This window comes from Candidatus Magnetominusculus xianensis (genome assembly GCA_001541255.1).
Lineage (GTDB): Bacteria > Nitrospirota > Thermodesulfovibrionia > Thermodesulfovibrionales > Magnetobacteriaceae > Magnetominusculus > Magnetominusculus xianensis.
In genome coordinates this window covers 1-14398 of the sequence record LNQR01000070.1, presented here as the reverse complement: position 1 = coordinate 14398, position 14398 = coordinate 1, and the positions used below count along the sequence as shown (strand labels likewise).

The 14398-nt window shown below is 41.6% G+C and carries 17 protein-coding genes; 1 reads left to right on the top strand and 16 read right to left on the bottom strand.

Features of this window, described 5'->3' with window-relative positions:
* Positions 1–93: 93 nt before the first annotated feature.
* The 16 genes from ASN18_RS09855 to ASN18_RS09780 all read right to left on the bottom strand — a co-directional run bounded on the left by ASN18_RS09855 (position 94) and on the right by ASN18_RS09780 (position 11417).
* Positions 94–903 carry a hypothetical protein gene (locus ASN18_RS09855; RefSeq protein WP_085052580.1) on the bottom strand — a complete coding sequence of 270 codons (810 nt, stop codon included), beginning with the start codon at positions 901–903 and terminating at the stop codon, positions 94–96.
* Positions 904–906: 3 nt separating this feature from the next.
* Complete coding sequence (locus tag ASN18_RS09850; protein ID WP_085052579.1) at positions 907–2133, bottom strand: DUF3696 domain-containing protein; 1227 nt, start codon at positions 2131–2133, stop codon at positions 907–909.
* Positions 2133–3266, bottom strand: coding sequence for a DUF262 domain-containing protein (locus tag ASN18_RS09845; protein WP_085052578.1), 1134 nt, complete (start codon positions 3264–3266; stop codon positions 2133–2135). The genes ASN18_RS09850 and ASN18_RS09845 overlap by 1 nt, the downstream gene beginning before the upstream one ends.
* Before the next feature lie 151 nt (positions 3267–3417).
* Positions 3418–3735: a HepT-like ribonuclease domain-containing protein gene (locus tag ASN18_RS09840; RefSeq protein ID WP_157072928.1), complete on the bottom strand. Its 318-nt coding sequence runs from the start codon at positions 3733–3735 to the stop codon at positions 3418–3420.
* A gap of 16 nt (positions 3736–3751) precedes the next feature.
* A complete protein-coding gene (locus ASN18_RS09835) occupies positions 3752–4048 on the bottom strand; it encodes a nucleotidyltransferase family protein (protein WP_236861653.1) in 297 nt (98 codons plus the stop codon).
* A gap of 156 nt (positions 4049–4204) precedes the next feature.
* Positions 4205–4420, bottom strand: a complete 216-nt coding sequence (locus tag ASN18_RS17965) for a type II toxin-antitoxin system HicA family toxin (protein WP_085052576.1) — start codon at positions 4418–4420, stop codon at positions 4205–4207.
* On the bottom strand, positions 4417–4620 hold the full coding sequence (locus tag ASN18_RS09825) for a type II toxin-antitoxin system HicB family antitoxin (protein ID WP_085052575.1): 204 nt from the start codon (positions 4618–4620) through the stop codon (positions 4417–4419). Before ASN18_RS09825 ends, ASN18_RS17965 begins: the two co-directional genes overlap by 4 nt.
* A 79-nt stretch (positions 4621–4699) precedes the next feature.
* Positions 4700–6055, bottom strand: a complete 1356-nt coding sequence (locus tag ASN18_RS09820) for a methyl-accepting chemotaxis protein (RefSeq protein ID WP_085052574.1) — start codon at positions 6053–6055, stop codon at positions 4700–4702.
* 63 nt (positions 6056–6118) lie between these two features.
* Positions 6119–6661 carry a cache domain-containing protein gene (locus ASN18_RS09815; RefSeq protein ID WP_085052573.1) on the bottom strand — a complete coding sequence of 181 codons (543 nt, stop codon included), beginning with the start codon at positions 6659–6661 and terminating at the stop codon, positions 6119–6121.
* A 339-nt stretch (positions 6662–7000) separates the two neighbouring features.
* The gene (locus ASN18_RS09810) at positions 7001–7522 is read right to left on the bottom strand and encodes a Uma2 family endonuclease (RefSeq protein WP_085052572.1); all 522 of its coding nucleotides are present in this window, start codon (positions 7520–7522) and stop codon (positions 7001–7003) included.
* Between the two features lie 33 nt (positions 7523–7555).
* Positions 7556–8233 (bottom strand): SOS response-associated peptidase, encoded by a 678-nt coding sequence (locus ASN18_RS09805; protein ID WP_085052571.1) that lies wholly within the window; start codon positions 8231–8233, stop codon positions 7556–7558.
* A gap of 4 nt (positions 8234–8237) precedes the next feature.
* A complete protein-coding gene (locus ASN18_RS09800; RefSeq protein ID WP_157072927.1) occupies positions 8238–8528 on the bottom strand; it encodes a hypothetical protein in 291 nt (96 codons plus the stop codon).
* 54 nt (positions 8529–8582) lie between these two features.
* Positions 8583–9143, bottom strand: a complete 561-nt coding sequence (locus ASN18_RS09795; protein WP_085052569.1) for a CPBP family intramembrane glutamic endopeptidase — start codon at positions 9141–9143, stop codon at positions 8583–8585.
* A 5-nt stretch (positions 9144–9148) separates the two neighbouring features.
* Complete coding sequence (gene hisF, locus ASN18_RS09790; protein WP_085052568.1) at positions 9149–9982, bottom strand: imidazole glycerol phosphate synthase subunit HisF; 834 nt, start codon at positions 9980–9982, stop codon at positions 9149–9151.
* A gap of 2 nt (positions 9983–9984) precedes the next feature.
* Positions 9985–10713, bottom strand: coding sequence for a 1-(5-phosphoribosyl)-5-[(5-phosphoribosylamino)methylideneamino]imidazole-4-carboxamide isomerase (gene hisA, locus ASN18_RS09785; RefSeq protein WP_085052567.1), 729 nt, complete (start codon positions 10711–10713; stop codon positions 9985–9987).
* Entirely contained in the window at positions 10704–11417 is a 714-nt protein-coding gene (locus ASN18_RS09780; RefSeq protein WP_085052566.1) for an apurinic/apyrimidinic endonuclease family protein, read from the bottom strand. The genes hisA and ASN18_RS09780 overlap by 10 nt, the downstream gene beginning before the upstream one ends.
* 255 nt (positions 11418–11672) lie before the next feature.
* Between ASN18_RS09780 and ASN18_RS09775 the strand changes: the two genes are divergently transcribed.
* A partial coding sequence (locus tag ASN18_RS09775; RefSeq protein ID WP_085052565.1) for a pentapeptide repeat-containing protein occupies positions 11673–14398 on the top strand: 2726 nt, incomplete at its 3' end.

Sequence of the window (14398 nt, the reverse complement as noted above, 5' to 3'; positions counted from 1 at the left end):
ATATAACACTCACGCATAGGAATCTTAAAGAATGTGCAGGTGTTTTGTCAACGAATATTTAGATTTGTATGCACTGCCCCAACGGCGCCAATCCTATTTTTTCTGGTCAAAAAAGTTCTTGACAGATTGAGGAATGTCCGTTGAATTTAGAGCAACATGATAACCATGGTATGTAATTTTGTCCTCGTCAGTGTTTTCATACCTAAACACAATATACTTCATATTCTTTTTATCATAAGTATATAATGTTTTTCCCGAATCTCCAATAGCGGTATTAAGCAATTCCTGAGCCTCGTCCTTTGAACATTCCAGTGAACTGGCGTCTGGCCAATTACCACGACCATTTTCACCATGTTTCGGATTAAGATTAAACATTCGCTTTGGTTTACGATTTTCAACGAACCATTGTATTAGTGATGTAAAGTTTTGCAGGTTAGGAAAGTAATAAGCATTTCTTCCATCAATACTAACTGAAATATTTTTGTCCATGATCTTGCAAGCATGGTGATTCAGCAGGGCATAATTGTTGTTCTTGTCTGTAGCCTGTCGTTTGCTGATCTCGCAAAAAGTATGGTCTTTAATGGGCTGTCCAAATATTTTATATTCTTTATCTGATGATTGTTGGATAGTCTCTCTCCAGTTTTCCCAATCGCGTAATAGTCTTTTAAGGCGTGTAATAGGGGCATAAGGAAAATCATCCATGTTATAGTGTTTAATAAAATTAAGACGGTTTTCCTCATCAAAGTATCCTATATAATTTTCAATTATTATTTCTTCTAATTTAACAGACAGCTCATTTACATATTGGTTAAGTGATAACTCATCCTGAAATACATTAGGTTGCATCCATTGATTAGAGGGTGTAGTTTCGGCAAGTAATAAAAAAAGGTTAGTTCCGGCCAACGTTTAAAATCCCATTAATGCAGTCATATCCTTATCCATTTGGTCAAAAAAACCTTTTGGTGGTCTTCGGATTTTACCCCCTGGCAGCACCGGCAGATGAGTAACCTGCGTGGCATGAGTGCTGATGTTTCTATCGAAGTAATATACCCTTGAGTCATCGGGGTTAATGATTTCTTTTTTTGTCGCCACTAAGAGGCCGTTAATGATATGGTCGCTATGGGTCTCGATGATAAACTGTACTCCGGTCTTTGCGGATTTACAAATCAACTCCATGAGTTTGGCCTGCCCAGCGGGATGAATATGCGACTCAGGGTTTTCAATCAGTAAAAGGCCGTCTTTTGGCGTATGAAGGGCAGCCACAATAATCGGAAGCACATAAGAAACACCAAATCCGACATTCATTGCCTTAAACTTATCGGTTTGGGCTGCTCCCTCACCTCGGCTAAAGCTGTACTCCACTTTATAACTGTCCTCTGAAACCTCGTCAATATAAATATTATTTATGTCCGGACATATTTCCTGCAGCCACTCTATCACCTGAAATATAAGCCCGGGATCAGCGTCCTTATCTTTCGTAAGGGATTTATCAGAAACCTGCTCTTTTTTATTATAATAAAGATAATGGGCCACTAACTCGCATCGGCCTTCTTTCCTTGACATCTGATTAAAAATCTCTACTAAAGCGGTATCTTTTTCATAAAACATAACAGGTCCAATGCGAAACGCACTAATATATTGAAAGCTATTATTAAATATACTTGAATCAGTGTTAAAAGATAGATCAGTGAAATGGTCTATTTTATGTTTGAGAAATGTAGTGAAGTCTTTGCCGGGTCGCGTTGTAAGGTTTAATTTATTTAGAAGTAATCCGGCACGTGTTGGACGTTCTGACACATGTGTTAACTCTTTCCATGAGCTTCCTTCTGCACCTGCGTCGAATATAAATTTAACAACATCTTTATTCTTTTGTTTGATCTCAAATTCTATGCCATCAGTTTCTGCCAACATGAAGACGGCGTCTTTTGCCGTACCGATTCGACATAGGTCACCGGTTAAATCAAGCCCTTTTGACAGAAGATTCTTTATATGTGATTGTCTTAAAAGCAGAATGGATTGCATTGCTGATGACTTTCCCATTCCATTAAAGCCCGTCAGGATATTTATATTGGATAGCTCTAATTCCGTATCTTTATGGGACTTGAAGTTTTTTATATGAAGTGAAGTGATCATTATGTAATTATCTCGTTCAGCATGTTCTTAATGAGTTTGAATCTGTATATAACGTTTGATTTTTTGGCTGTTGCCGACGTTATTGGTTTAGAAATATCCTCTTTATTGAAATAATCAATAAGTTTTATTCGAAAAACATCACTTTTGTTAAGCAGTTGTGCTTGCTGCTCATCGGTAAGCCATGCAAAGTTAACACTGATCGTATCAAAAAGTGCTTTTGCGATTTGATTGCGTTTAGCATCTGATTTGCGCCTTATTCTAAAGGCGTCGTTGCCGAAGATTTTATACGAAAGCTCCATTGACTTTCTAAAGGCTTCTTTGATTTTAGCACGCTCATCCTCAGTTGTTTTTGCCAATGCCTCCATTCCATCATTAAGGAAACTATCTAATTCACCTTTATAGTTAGCATCATAATCCAAAAGATAAAAGGCAACGAAGCGGTTAGCAAAATCCCTGTCTTCCATACGTTTTGAAGGGATTCGATAATCTGTAGCTTGCTTAAATTCTTCTAAATTTGCTAATTCCTCAATAAACCTTGATGGAATCCCCTGATTCAATGCGTGTCTGATCTCCTGCGGGGTCAGGACTAAGCCTCCGGTATTAACACGCTTAAAAATAAGGAATTTAACATAGGAAGGGGACTGCCTTTCTATTACATAAAAGTTAATCTTTGTACCACTTATTTTTCGTTTGTCTGCCTTGGATAACTCTACATATGTTTTACCTTCATATGACTTTAAAAATTCAAGCCCGGAAAGTTTGAGTTCATTTTTAATAATAAAATCATTAAATGTACAAAACCTCTGCAATCCATCAACTATCACCCATTTGTTCGTAAGTCTATCTATGCTAAAATAGAAAGAGGGCAACGGTAGTCCCAGCAATAGAGACTCTATTAGTTGACTTTTTTGCTGTGGGCCCCATAAATCCATAGAGCGTTGAAATTCAGGCGTCAAATCGATTTCACCCTCGAATAGCATTTCAATAAGATAGCCAAGGTTTGTTGTTTGCTGGTCTACCCTAATCTTATCGGGATCAAAAGACGTTTCAGGATAACCTGTATCTTCAGGTTCGACTTCACTGGTCACTTCTCCATTCGTTAATTTCTCGGTATGAGCTGTTCCTGCTGGCATAAATTAATGTAACAGAATAAAGCCATTTCGGTCAATTGTCCAAATAAGGTTTGATAAAATACCTGACAGAAGTGTAACGCTAAAAAATATACTCTGCGGGCATCATTATTTTGTCCAGCGCTATGAAAATGCAAACAGCAAGTGTCAGAGGTCAGCCAGGGTCTTGTTTCTCAATAACTATCTTTTCGAATTCCATGATCAGGGATGGGACATCCACTTCAACCGTCTGCCAAACTACATCGAGATTAATATCGAAATAGGCATGAATGAGCCTGTTTCTCATATTGATTATACTCTCCCACGGGATATGAGGATACTTATCACGGCAATCCTTTGAAATTCTTGTTGCAGCCTCACCAATAATCTCAATTTCTTTGACAAGAAAAAGTGTCAGCATACGATTATCATCCAGAGATATTCTCGTCTTGCCTTGTAAAAATGAAATGGCTTCCTTAGCTGCATCAAGCATATGATGCAGCCGAATATTATCTTCCCGGCTGCACATACTGTACCTCTGCTGATTCGACCACTTCTTTGCGAAAATAGCGGCTTAAATCTTCCGGTGTCCTCAAGTCCACTTTGTGCCCGATGATAACGCTCAACTCTATCTCCATGCCTGATAGGGCTATAAGGCCTGGTATATGTTCGGGGTCAAACTCAACAAGGAGGTCGATATCGCTCTTCGACGTAAAAGTGCCATGCTGGTATGACCCAAACAATGACAGCTTCAGAATATGATGCCGCTTACAAAATTCAGCAATCTCACTCTTTGGTAAAGTCAAATGCCCCCTTTTCCAAATCCAACAGCCGTGATATAAAGCACTTAGTTGCAGCCTGTGCCTTACCTTAATTATAAACACAATATTGGGTAAAGTTGCAATATTCAATTAAGGAAAAGAAACCTGTCACCTTAGATTTGCCCATAAATGCTATAGCATTTATATATTATTCAGAAATTCCATAATATTAACTTTTGCATCATTTAAAGCTCCTCTTAAGGTAAAACGGTCTATTTCATTATGGTATGGAAATACTATTATTCTTCCATCAGAATGTTTCATCTTAACATGGCTGCCTTTCTTATGAACTTCAACAAAACCAAGTCGCCGCAATGCCGATAGCACTTGTTGACCTGATAATAATGGGAGCCTCATAAAACCAAGTCATAGATTTTATGATTTTCATCCTCAATAAATTCGTCAAGGTCAGGCTCTACAAACAATTTGATAGCCTCTTTGATATTATTCAAGGCTTCATCAGCCGTTTTTCCTTGTGACCAGCAACTTCTCAGTGACGGGCAATGGGCAACAAAATAACCATCCTCACCTTTTTCTAAAATAACTTTAATGTTCATCTCTATAGCTCCTAATAATCTGTAATGTTCAGTGTTTCTCTGTAAAAAGCAGTCTCAGCCACTACTAATCGTCCCTCTATTATGATTTTGTCCGTAACCTAAACTGACCAGTAACTGTTCCAAGTGCCGTAGAGAGTCCCTCTAAATTATTTGACGCAGAACCAAGTTCTTCTGCCATGTTATCGGTCATATTTGATATCTCAACAATCTGTCCTATATCGTTCATCATTGTCTCGGAAATCAAAGTCATACGCTCTACAGAGGTAAGAATCTGACTCACCTTGCCACTGAGAGTGTTTACACTATCGACTATATTATTTAGTGATGTACCAGACTCTTTCGACAGATTCACTCCAACCTCAATGCGTGACAGGCTCTCCCTCATCGAATCCACTGCCCTTTCCGTCTCTGACTGAATCGACCCAATCATGCCGCTAATTTCGGTAGTAGCCTTAGCGGTCTTTTCTGCCAGCTTCCTGACCTCGTCTGCTACGACGGCAAATCCCCTGCCCTGTTCTCCTGCCCTTGCCGCCTCTATCGCAGCATTCAGAGCTAATAAATTTGTCTGGTCGGCTATATCATTTATAACGGCGATTATCTCTCCTATTTGTTTCGACCTATCGCCCAGCGTCTCCATAACCTTTGATGACTCCATCACGGTAGCCTCAATGCCCTGGACTTCTATGACTGTGTCATTTACTATTTTTTTACCGTTTGTGGCTACCCGTAGTGCATCGGAGGCTGAATCAGCTATTTCTCCTGCGCTTGCGCCGATTTGCCCTGCGGTTGCAGATAGTTCATTTGTTGAATCCATGATGCCGGACGTTCTGTTGGATTGTTCCGTTATTTGGCGTTTAAGGGCATTAGAGGATTCATTTAACTTCTTACTGGCAAGCGATACGTTTTGCGATGCCCCCTGCACATTTACAATAGCCGCATTAAGTTTATTCACCATATTATCCATAGAGTCCATAAGCAGCCCGACTTCGTCGTTATTGGCGGCAGTGATTTCAACTGCAAGGTCTCCTCCGGCCATTTTTTCTGTAGCCTTCAGGGCCTCGTTCAGAGGTCTTACAAATGTCTTCACTATTGAAACATATAGGAGTATGACTATTATAATTATTGATACAATGGTAAACAGCACATGATAAATCACCGCCTTGTGTTTGTCTAAAACCATTTTCGTCACATCTTTTATTACCAGAATGTCCCCGATAATGTCACCAGAGTAGTCCTTAAAGGAAAATCGATTAAAAAAAATCGATTTTCCCTCTAAAGCAATGATGTGATTTTCTTTCTTAAAATCAAGCTTCATAACCAGGTCTCTCAGAGCAGGATTTGAATAAAGAAAAAACGTGAGACCGTCTTTTTCTAAATCTTTTCCTTTGTCTTCAAATCGCTGTGACTCTGTAAAAATCGAGCTTTTTACGGCCACTGCATAATCTGTCGCTGTGGTCTGTTGTGCCGCCTCAAGAATCGAATCTATGTCCCCGCCGAACTAGACACTTCCAATGTGGCTGCCACCTTCTGTTACAGGATAGACGATTCTAAGACCAAGCCCTTCACGGCCCGCCTCAAGCCCGGAAACTGGTTTCTTTGTTGTGTTGACGGCTGTAACTGTTTTCCTGAAACTGGATAAGTCATCGCCATATTTTTCAGGTTTGTGAACACGAAAAAAACTCGTGGCAGGGGGGGTATGAAATTGAAATTGCTTGACTCCGTACTCTGGTTTGAGTTTGTTCTTAAAATAATCCACAGTTAAACTATTAAGCGCTATCCTGTTACCACTGGCAAATGCTGTTTGAATTTCACGGTTTAACAATAATATCTCAAGAGACATGGACAAATCCTGTTTCCTGGACTGTAACTCACTGCTATATACTTTCTCGAATATAACAACAGATTCCCTGGCGTCATTAATAATCTTTATCTCCCCTTGCCTGTAGCCATCAACAGTGAGAACTATTCCGAATAAAGACATAACGATAACAATCACTAAGAGTATTTTTGTCTTGAAACTGGTGAATTTCTTATTATTCATATCAGCCTATTATGCCCCATAATTAAGATAGCATTACTCCTTTTGTGATTGAAGTCATAGAATGCCATTATATAGGTATTTAAGTCAAGTGTAATGGCAGGGTGTGTAATGGCAGGGTGTGTCAAGCCAAAATAGAAATGTCCTATTTTTACCAAAGTAAAAATGTCCTCGCATGTTAGGGTAAAGGCGTATGTTATTCTATGATGTTGATATTTGGATAAGGATGCAACAACCCGCAATGTACTAGGGTAAACGATTGGGGACACACCACCAATTATTATTGATATGTGTCACTAATACCCCCCTATATCTCGGCAGTTTGATTTTTATATAGAATGCTTAATCTTCAAATACTTCCTTGATATTAACCTGCAGCCCCTCGATAACCTTAGACGTAACCGCGCCCTCACCTTCGGCATAGGAATAGAGCTTATACTTGCCTTTCTCAATGGTAAAGACTTCGAATATTTTAAGCTCCGGTATGATTATCCAATATTCCGGTACGCAGTATTTCTCGTATATCTCTTTTTTTATATTGGTATCCCATCGGAATGACCCTTGTGAAACTATCTCACAGAGCATATCCGGTACACCTCGTATCCAATCCTGAATGATGGCTGTGTTATTTTTCCTGATAAACAATATGTCAGGCTGAAGCCGGTTTAAGCCTTCCTCAAGGATTACGTCAAGCGGAGAGTAAAGCACATTACCTAAATCATTTTTCTTGACATGAGACAGGACTACCCACAGTATTCTTTGGCTGATTATCTGATGTTTACTAAAAGGGCTGGGCGACACAACTTCCTCCCCGTTTATTATCTCTGTTAAATCTAAATCTCGTTCAATTGTAAGCGCTTCCATGATTATATTCTACCCTTGAGACTACGAGTTTGTCTATAGTGTTAGATTAAGAGGTGAGTTGTTCCTGGGTGAATTAACTATTGTTGATACATCGATGGCTTCTAAAAGAGGCTTATCGTCAGGATATGGCATCAGGAGGGCAAGCAGGGCATTCTTATTGCCTGTATCCCAAGTCCCATGTTCCAGCCACAAGCCGTAATCTGCTTTGTCTATGATGACCGGCATTCTGTCGTGTATCGTCCTCACCAGCTTGTTTGCCGTCGTGGTTATTATCGTGCATGTTCGAAGGACACTGCCATCAGCGGCTGCCCGCGTACTATACAACCCGGCAAAACCCAACGGCGTATTCCTTGATTTCTGGCGTATAAATACCGGGACCTTTCCCGCACTGCCCCGCCTCCATTCGTAAAATCCATCGGCTGCAACAAGGCACCTGTGAGTTCTGAATGCCGCACTAAATGCCCGATTTACGGCAACGGTCTCAGCCCGGGCGTTTATCGCCTTAGTCGCACTCGTTATGTCCCTTGCCCAGTGCGGAATAAATCCCCATCTGCATAGCACAAGTCTGCGTCTGTCGTCTTTGATTATGACCGCCACATCCTGCGACGGGGCTATGTTGTATGATGGGGCTATGTCCAGGCCATCGGCCTCTGCGTCAAACTCCTGCAGGATCGCCTGTGTTGCGCTTGTTCTGACAAAACGCCCGCACACGGCCTTATGGCTTGAACACTACAGAGGTTATCTTGTCTATGCGTATTACTGCGTCGTAGTAGTCCTTGCCGGTGAGCTTGGACAGATGTGCTACCTGGTCACCTACTGTGGTTAGTGTGCCTTCAAGTGCCTCGCCGGAGTCTGTCTTTATCATTACCCGTTTGCCTGTGCGCTCAAACAGTATCTCCTTCATAGTGGCCGATGGCTTGACCTCATATTTGCCGTCGGCAGCGCTGATGACGCCGCTGATGCCTATTACCAATGCCACAATTGCCGCGATTACTAATCTTCTCACTGTTTTGTCCTCCCCAATAATGTGTTTGGTGCTGCAGTTGCAGCGCATATATTATTATGGCGAACTACCCCCGTCTTTGTAAATATACCGCAGATAAATCAGCGCGCCGAGGTCATAGGCAAAATGTGCTGTGACCGGCACGGTAACACCGTTGAAATAGATACAAAGCTCGGCAAGATAAAAACTCATCGCCGTTGCAAATATGAAATATGCCGGTGTCAGGAAATGGAGTAGTCCAAATATCAGGCTTGACCACACAATCCCTATTTTGGCCTGAAGTACGCCTCTGAACATCAGCTCCTCCCCCAACCCGGCAAGGAGTGATATGACTACAAGGTCAACCGCCTTTGTCCCGGCAAACAACTGCCGCACATCACGCAATATCACATCCCTGAATGAGCTTAAAAAGGCCGGTGGCTTCAAGCAAAAAGAGACAAATAATGCTAGCGGCACCAGGGAAAAAACTAACCCAAACAGGAAATCACGAAGGATTGTTTCATGTGAGGAGATAAAAACGATATTTTCAAAAAAATTGCCCGCCCCTATGGACAGGGCAATCAGCCCACCTTCTGTCAGCAGGGCAAGGGTCAACAGGTTTCTCCTTGACAGCTGCATTTTATTTATAAACGCATTGTAACGCCCTTTGCGTGAAGGAACTCCTTTGCTTCCCTGATGGTGTGCTGCCTGAAGTGGAAGATTGAGGCTGCCAGCACCGCATCGGCCTTTCCACCGGCAAGCGCATCATAGAGATGCCCAAGCTCCCCGGCACCGCCTGAGGCTATGACCGGTATATTGACGGCCTCTGACACTGCGCGCGTTAGTTCTATGTCATAGCCGATTTTTGTGCCGTCTCTGTCCATGCTTGTCAGGAGTATCTCACCGGCGCCAATCTCTTCCATATACCGCGCCCACCTCACAGCGTCTATCCCCTTTGCCCGCCTGCCGCCGTGTGTGTAGACCTCCCAAGCCGTGTCCAGGTGCGATGTAATATCAAGATATGACAGGGATTCACTGCCCTTCAGCCAGGGCGGGGTGTCACCAGGCTCACCAGTACTGCGTTTAGCGTCTATGGCAACCACTATGCACTGGCTTCCGAAGCGTGCCGATGCCTGTGCGATGAACTCAGGGTTGTTTACTGCTGTGGTGTTTATTGATACCTTGTCGCAGCCCGCGTTCAGCAGGTCACGAATGTCGTCTAACGAGCCTATACCGCCGCCTACTGTCAGGGGGATAAAGACATCTGTGGCGGTCTTTTCTACTACGTCAAGCATTATTTTACGCTTCTCGTGAGAGGCAGTTATGTCAAGATAGGTCAGTTCGTCAGCGCCCTGTTCGTCATAAAAAACGGCGTTTTCAACCGGGTCTCCGGCGTCTCGAATATTTACGAAATTAATCCCCTTTACAACCCTTCCGTCTCTAACGTCAAGACACGGTATGATTCTCTTTGCAAGCACTGTTAGTTTCCCCCCCGTCTGACCAGCTCTATGGCCTCGCTTAGTGCGATGGCGCCCGAATAGACCGCCTTGCCGGTTATTATACCGTATAGGCCCTTTATTGTCATCAGATTAGCAATGTCCTTTAACGAAGCAACGCCGCCAGAGGCCGTAACGGGGATTTTCACGAGATTGGCTATCTCTGCCGTTGCCTCTACGTTTGGGCCCATGAGCATACCGTCCTTTGTTATATCTGTGTAGATAATCCCCGACGCCCCTGAGTCTTCCACGTCTTTGGCCAGGGCCGCTGCCGTTGTCTCTGTTATTTCCTCCCATCCTTTGATTGCTACACGGCCTTTTTTGGCGTCTATGCCTACTATAATCTTACCCGGGAATTTCTGACACGCCTCACGCAGCAGCGCGGGGTCTTTGATTGCGATTGTGCCAAGGATTATCTTGTCTATGCCGATTGAATCCAGCAGTTGTATCCTCTCTAAATCCCTGATACCGCCGCCGACTTCAAGCTGTATGTCGATTGCCTTTCGTATGTTCTTAATGCTCTGAAGATTTTTCTGCTCGCCGGTAAATGCGCCGTCAAGGTCTACAATGTGTATAAGCTCTGCCCCCTCGCGCACCCATTTTCTGGCAGTTTCTACAGGGTCTTCTGAGTACTTTGTTACAGCATCTTTTCTGCCTTGCAGGAGCCTTACGCATGAACCATCCTTCAAATCTATAGCCGGTATTACGAGCATCTCTCCTCCATCATTATGGGTTCAATAAGTTTTAGGGTAGTCATTATTTGGTCATTTTCTACTATCTCACAGATTATGCCGCTGTCCTTTTTTCTTTTTAAAAACTGCCTCAGAGATTGCAGCTCCCGGCACCCGGCATCAAGCCCCCAGTGGTCGTTTGAGCCGTCTGCACGCTTACCGTTACACTTGTGTATGTGTACGAAATCGATCTTTTTGATAATCTCGTCCTCAAGACCGTTTACAAAGTCCAGAGAATCCAACCCCGCAGCCTCAACATGCCCGATGTCAAGCGTAATGGAGTTAGAGTAACGCCCCCAGAACCATTTAATGTCCGGCGTGTTGTGCGCGTTTTCTATCGACACCCTGCACATGCCGGAGAGTTCTTCCAGTGCCCTTACGTAGCAGCGCTCAAAAATCCCCTCAAGTCTTCCCCCCCACGGTGTCCCCTCGTCATGAATAACGAGTGCATCGGCGGACATTGCGGCAAGGCGGCATAAGAAATCAAGCGTCTTTGCCCGTTCAACCTCCCTTGTCTCAGACAAATAATATCCAACCGGATGTATGACATATCGCAGCCCAATTTCCTTGCAACGCGCCACAAGCCGCGACACATCTTCGATCGTGCCTCCCCATTCCCTGAACACTGAGATTTGCACAATCCCGCAGTTCGATAATGCCGCATCGATGTCACCGTTGGATAACACACCATATCCCAAAGGCATAGCGTCAGTAGTTTAACAGAGGATACAGATAAAGGCAAGCGCGAAAAATATAGTAGTTGTAGACAAAATCTGACAATCAGTGGTATTGTCAACTATTAGGGAAATTGGCAGACTTATTCATAAAGGGGCGAAGCCCCGTAGAGGGGGTGCAGGGGACAAGTTCCCTGCCGGGAGTTTGAGGGCAGAGCCCTCATTCTTTAATTATGAGACCCTTAATATAACGACAGGAGATCAACTATGCAATTGACACGACCGGTCAGCGTGTGGAATAAGCCGCTAAAAGTGGATTTCAGGGGCTTTTTCAAAGCTATTTCTGCGGCTGTAATAAAAGGAGCTTCCCTAAAATTTGATGACATGGCTGAAAAGTTATTGGATGCAGCAAATACCGCGGGGTTGAAAAATGACCCTGCTCAGATAGCATGGATTCTGATTCAAGTGTCTCTGAAAAATGCCATATTGAAACTTGTAATAGAAAACAAAGACCTCATAAGATCGCCGAATATTACAGAAAACGATATAGATGCTTTATGCAGTAAATTGGACATGTCATTTGAGGAAAACGATATAACTATAAAGAAGGATTTTTTTAGACATCCTAAATCTTTGGATATAATCGATTACATCAAGTCACCTCTTATCGATTGGTTTAAACGCATTGGGTTGCATGATTATGAAGCCAAAGGACTTTACAATCGTTTGGGTGGTAAGTTTGCGCTTGAGCTGAACGAGGAATGGGCTAATAAACCTGATAGATACGAATGTATAAAGAAGTCCTTCATATCGACACCGTTTGATGAAGCGGTAGAGGATGAACTTGGATGGACTCGATATAAGACGTATTTACAAAGTTTAAGTAATGAAAGGCTTTTTGCCGAGGTTTTTAGTATCAGTGATGCATATATACCTCTACGTGCCTATTACAAAGAGATTATAGATTCGAACACAAAGGATGAAAAGAAGAATCATAAAAGAATCGTATGCAATCTGCAAAGTACTCTTATCGAATGGATAGAAAAAGATGGTAGAAAAGACGGTAAAGATGACAAGATACGAATTATCTCAGGCGGTCCAGGGAGTGGTAAATCTACCTCTGTCAAGATACTTGCTGCAAAGATTATCGATAAGTTCGATATACCACTGTTGTTTATACCTTTACATCTATTTGAAATGGAAGATGATCTTGAAAAAGCGATCGATAAATATATAAATAAAGAAGGATTCTTGAAAGTGAATCCAATCGATAAAAAGTCTGGATTTAAAAAGGTGATTATGATATTCGATGGTCTGGATGAATTGGTAATGCAGGGGCAAGCGGCAGTCAAGGTTTCCAATTCCTTCATTCGTGAGCTTCAGAAACAGCTTAATATAATTAACAATATAGTAGGAATAAATTTCATGGCAATCGTAACTGGCAGAGAGTTAGTCATACAGTCTAACGAAAGCGAAATTAGAACACCCCATCAGATACTGCATTTACTGCCTTATTATTTATCTGAGAATGAAATTGCCGAATATGATTATAGTGACGAATTTAAACTGATAAAAGAAGATCAGAGGCAAGCATGGTGGGAATTATATGGAAAATTGAGTGGTAAAGGATACGTTGAATTGCCTGAAATGCTAGATAGCTCAAGATTAAAAGAGATAACTGCGATACCACTTCTAAATTATTTAGTAGCATTGAGTTATGGGCTTAATAATATAATATTCACAAAAGATACGAATACAAATACTATCTATTATGACCTAATAGAATCTATTTATAATAAGGAATGGGATAACTATAAACATCCTTATATTGGCGCTATAGAATTTAGACATTTTTTAGGATTGCTCAAGTATATAGCAATATCGGCATGGTATTGCGGAGATATGAAAACGACAACTATCGATAAAATAAAAGAAATTTGTGACCCAAAACTTCTGGAAGGTTTTCTGAGAAAATTTGAGGAAGCTGAGGAGCCTGGTATAACGAGGCTTATGACAGCATTTTATTTTAGAGAAGCGAACAGATATGGGACAGATAAAACATTTGAATTTACGCATAAGAGTTTCAGTGAATATTTAACAGCCAAGAGAATTGTAGAATTTATCGAAAATCTGTGTGAAGAAAGAAAAAGAAGGTACGATTCTTTAGGTAAAGGCTGGGATGATATAGAGTCGCTGCAAAAGTGGGTACAGTTCTTCAGTCGGGCACCTTTGGATATTTATATTTTTAATTTTATTAAAGGTGAGCTTGCTTTGTATGATAGTAAAACACTCGAAATGTGGCAGAATGAATTAATTTATCTATTAGGAGTTGCATTAAAAAATGGATTTTTTGTAAAGGATTTTAATTCAGCAAATAATACAATAGACTTAATTAGTCAGTTACGAAATGCCGAAGAAGCATTATTGGTTATAATGAATAGTTGTGCCATAATGACAAAAAAAATATCGAAGGTTGATTGGCCAAGCAAATTTAGTCTTGGTGGATTACTCTCCCGACTCCAGCCAAGAAAATATTCGCATGAATTTATATTGAGCAAAAAATGCTTGAGCTATCTTGATATATCTGGTTGTATTTTACAATCGATTGGGTTAAGTTTTGCCGATTTAAGACACTCGAATTTGATTGGCTCGGATTTTTATATGTCGGATTTTTCTGGAGCCAGTCTTTCTGGAGCCAGTCTTTCTGGAGCCAGTCTTTCTGGAGCCAATTTTTCTTTAGCCAATCTTGAAGAAGCCAGTCTTTCTGGAGCCAATTTTTCTTTAGCCAATCTTGAAAGAGCCAATCTTGAAGAAGCTAATCTTTTTGGAGCCAATCTTAAAAGAACCAATCTTTTTGGAGCCAATCTTAAAAGAACCAATCTTTCTGGAGCCAATTTTTCTTTAGCCAATCTTGAAAGAGCCAATCTTTTTGGAGCCAATCTTGAAAGAGCCAGTCTTTCTGGAGCCAATTTTTCTTTAGCCAATCTTGAAGA

What these genes read in the sequence shown, in the direction of transcription:
- ASN18_RS09850 (WP_085052579.1), bottom strand. Translation starts at nt 2,133, where the DNA reads ATGATCACTTCACTTCATATAAAAAACTTCAAGTCCCATAAAGATACG.
- ASN18_RS09845 (WP_085052578.1), bottom strand. Translation starts at nt 3,266, where the DNA reads ATGCCAGCAGGAACAGCTCATACCGAGAAATTAACGAATGGAGAAGTG.
- ASN18_RS09840 (WP_157072928.1), bottom strand. Translation starts at nt 3,735, where the DNA reads ATGCTTGATGCAGCTAAGGAAGCCATTTCATTTTTACAAGGCAAGACG.
- ASN18_RS17965 (WP_085052576.1), bottom strand. Translation starts at nt 4,420, where the DNA reads ATGAGGCTCCCATTATTATCAGGTCAACAAGTGCTATCGGCATTGCGG.
- ASN18_RS09825 (WP_085052575.1), bottom strand. Translation starts at nt 4,620, where the DNA reads ATGAACATTAAAGTTATTTTAGAAAAAGGTGAGGATGGTTATTTTGTT.
- ASN18_RS09815 (WP_085052573.1), bottom strand. Translation starts at nt 6,661, where the DNA reads ATGAATAATAAGAAATTCACCAGTTTCAAGACAAAAATACTCTTAGTG.
- ASN18_RS09810 (WP_085052572.1), bottom strand. Translation starts at nt 7,522, where the DNA reads ATGGAAGCGCTTACAATTGAACGAGATTTAGATTTAACAGAGATAATA.
- ASN18_RS09795 (WP_085052569.1), bottom strand. Translation starts at nt 9,143, where the DNA reads ATGCAGCTGTCAAGGAGAAACCTGTTGACCCTTGCCCTGCTGACAGAA.
- hisA (WP_085052567.1), bottom strand. Translation starts at nt 10,713, where the DNA reads ATGCTCGTAATACCGGCTATAGATTTGAAGGATGGTTCATGCGTAAGG.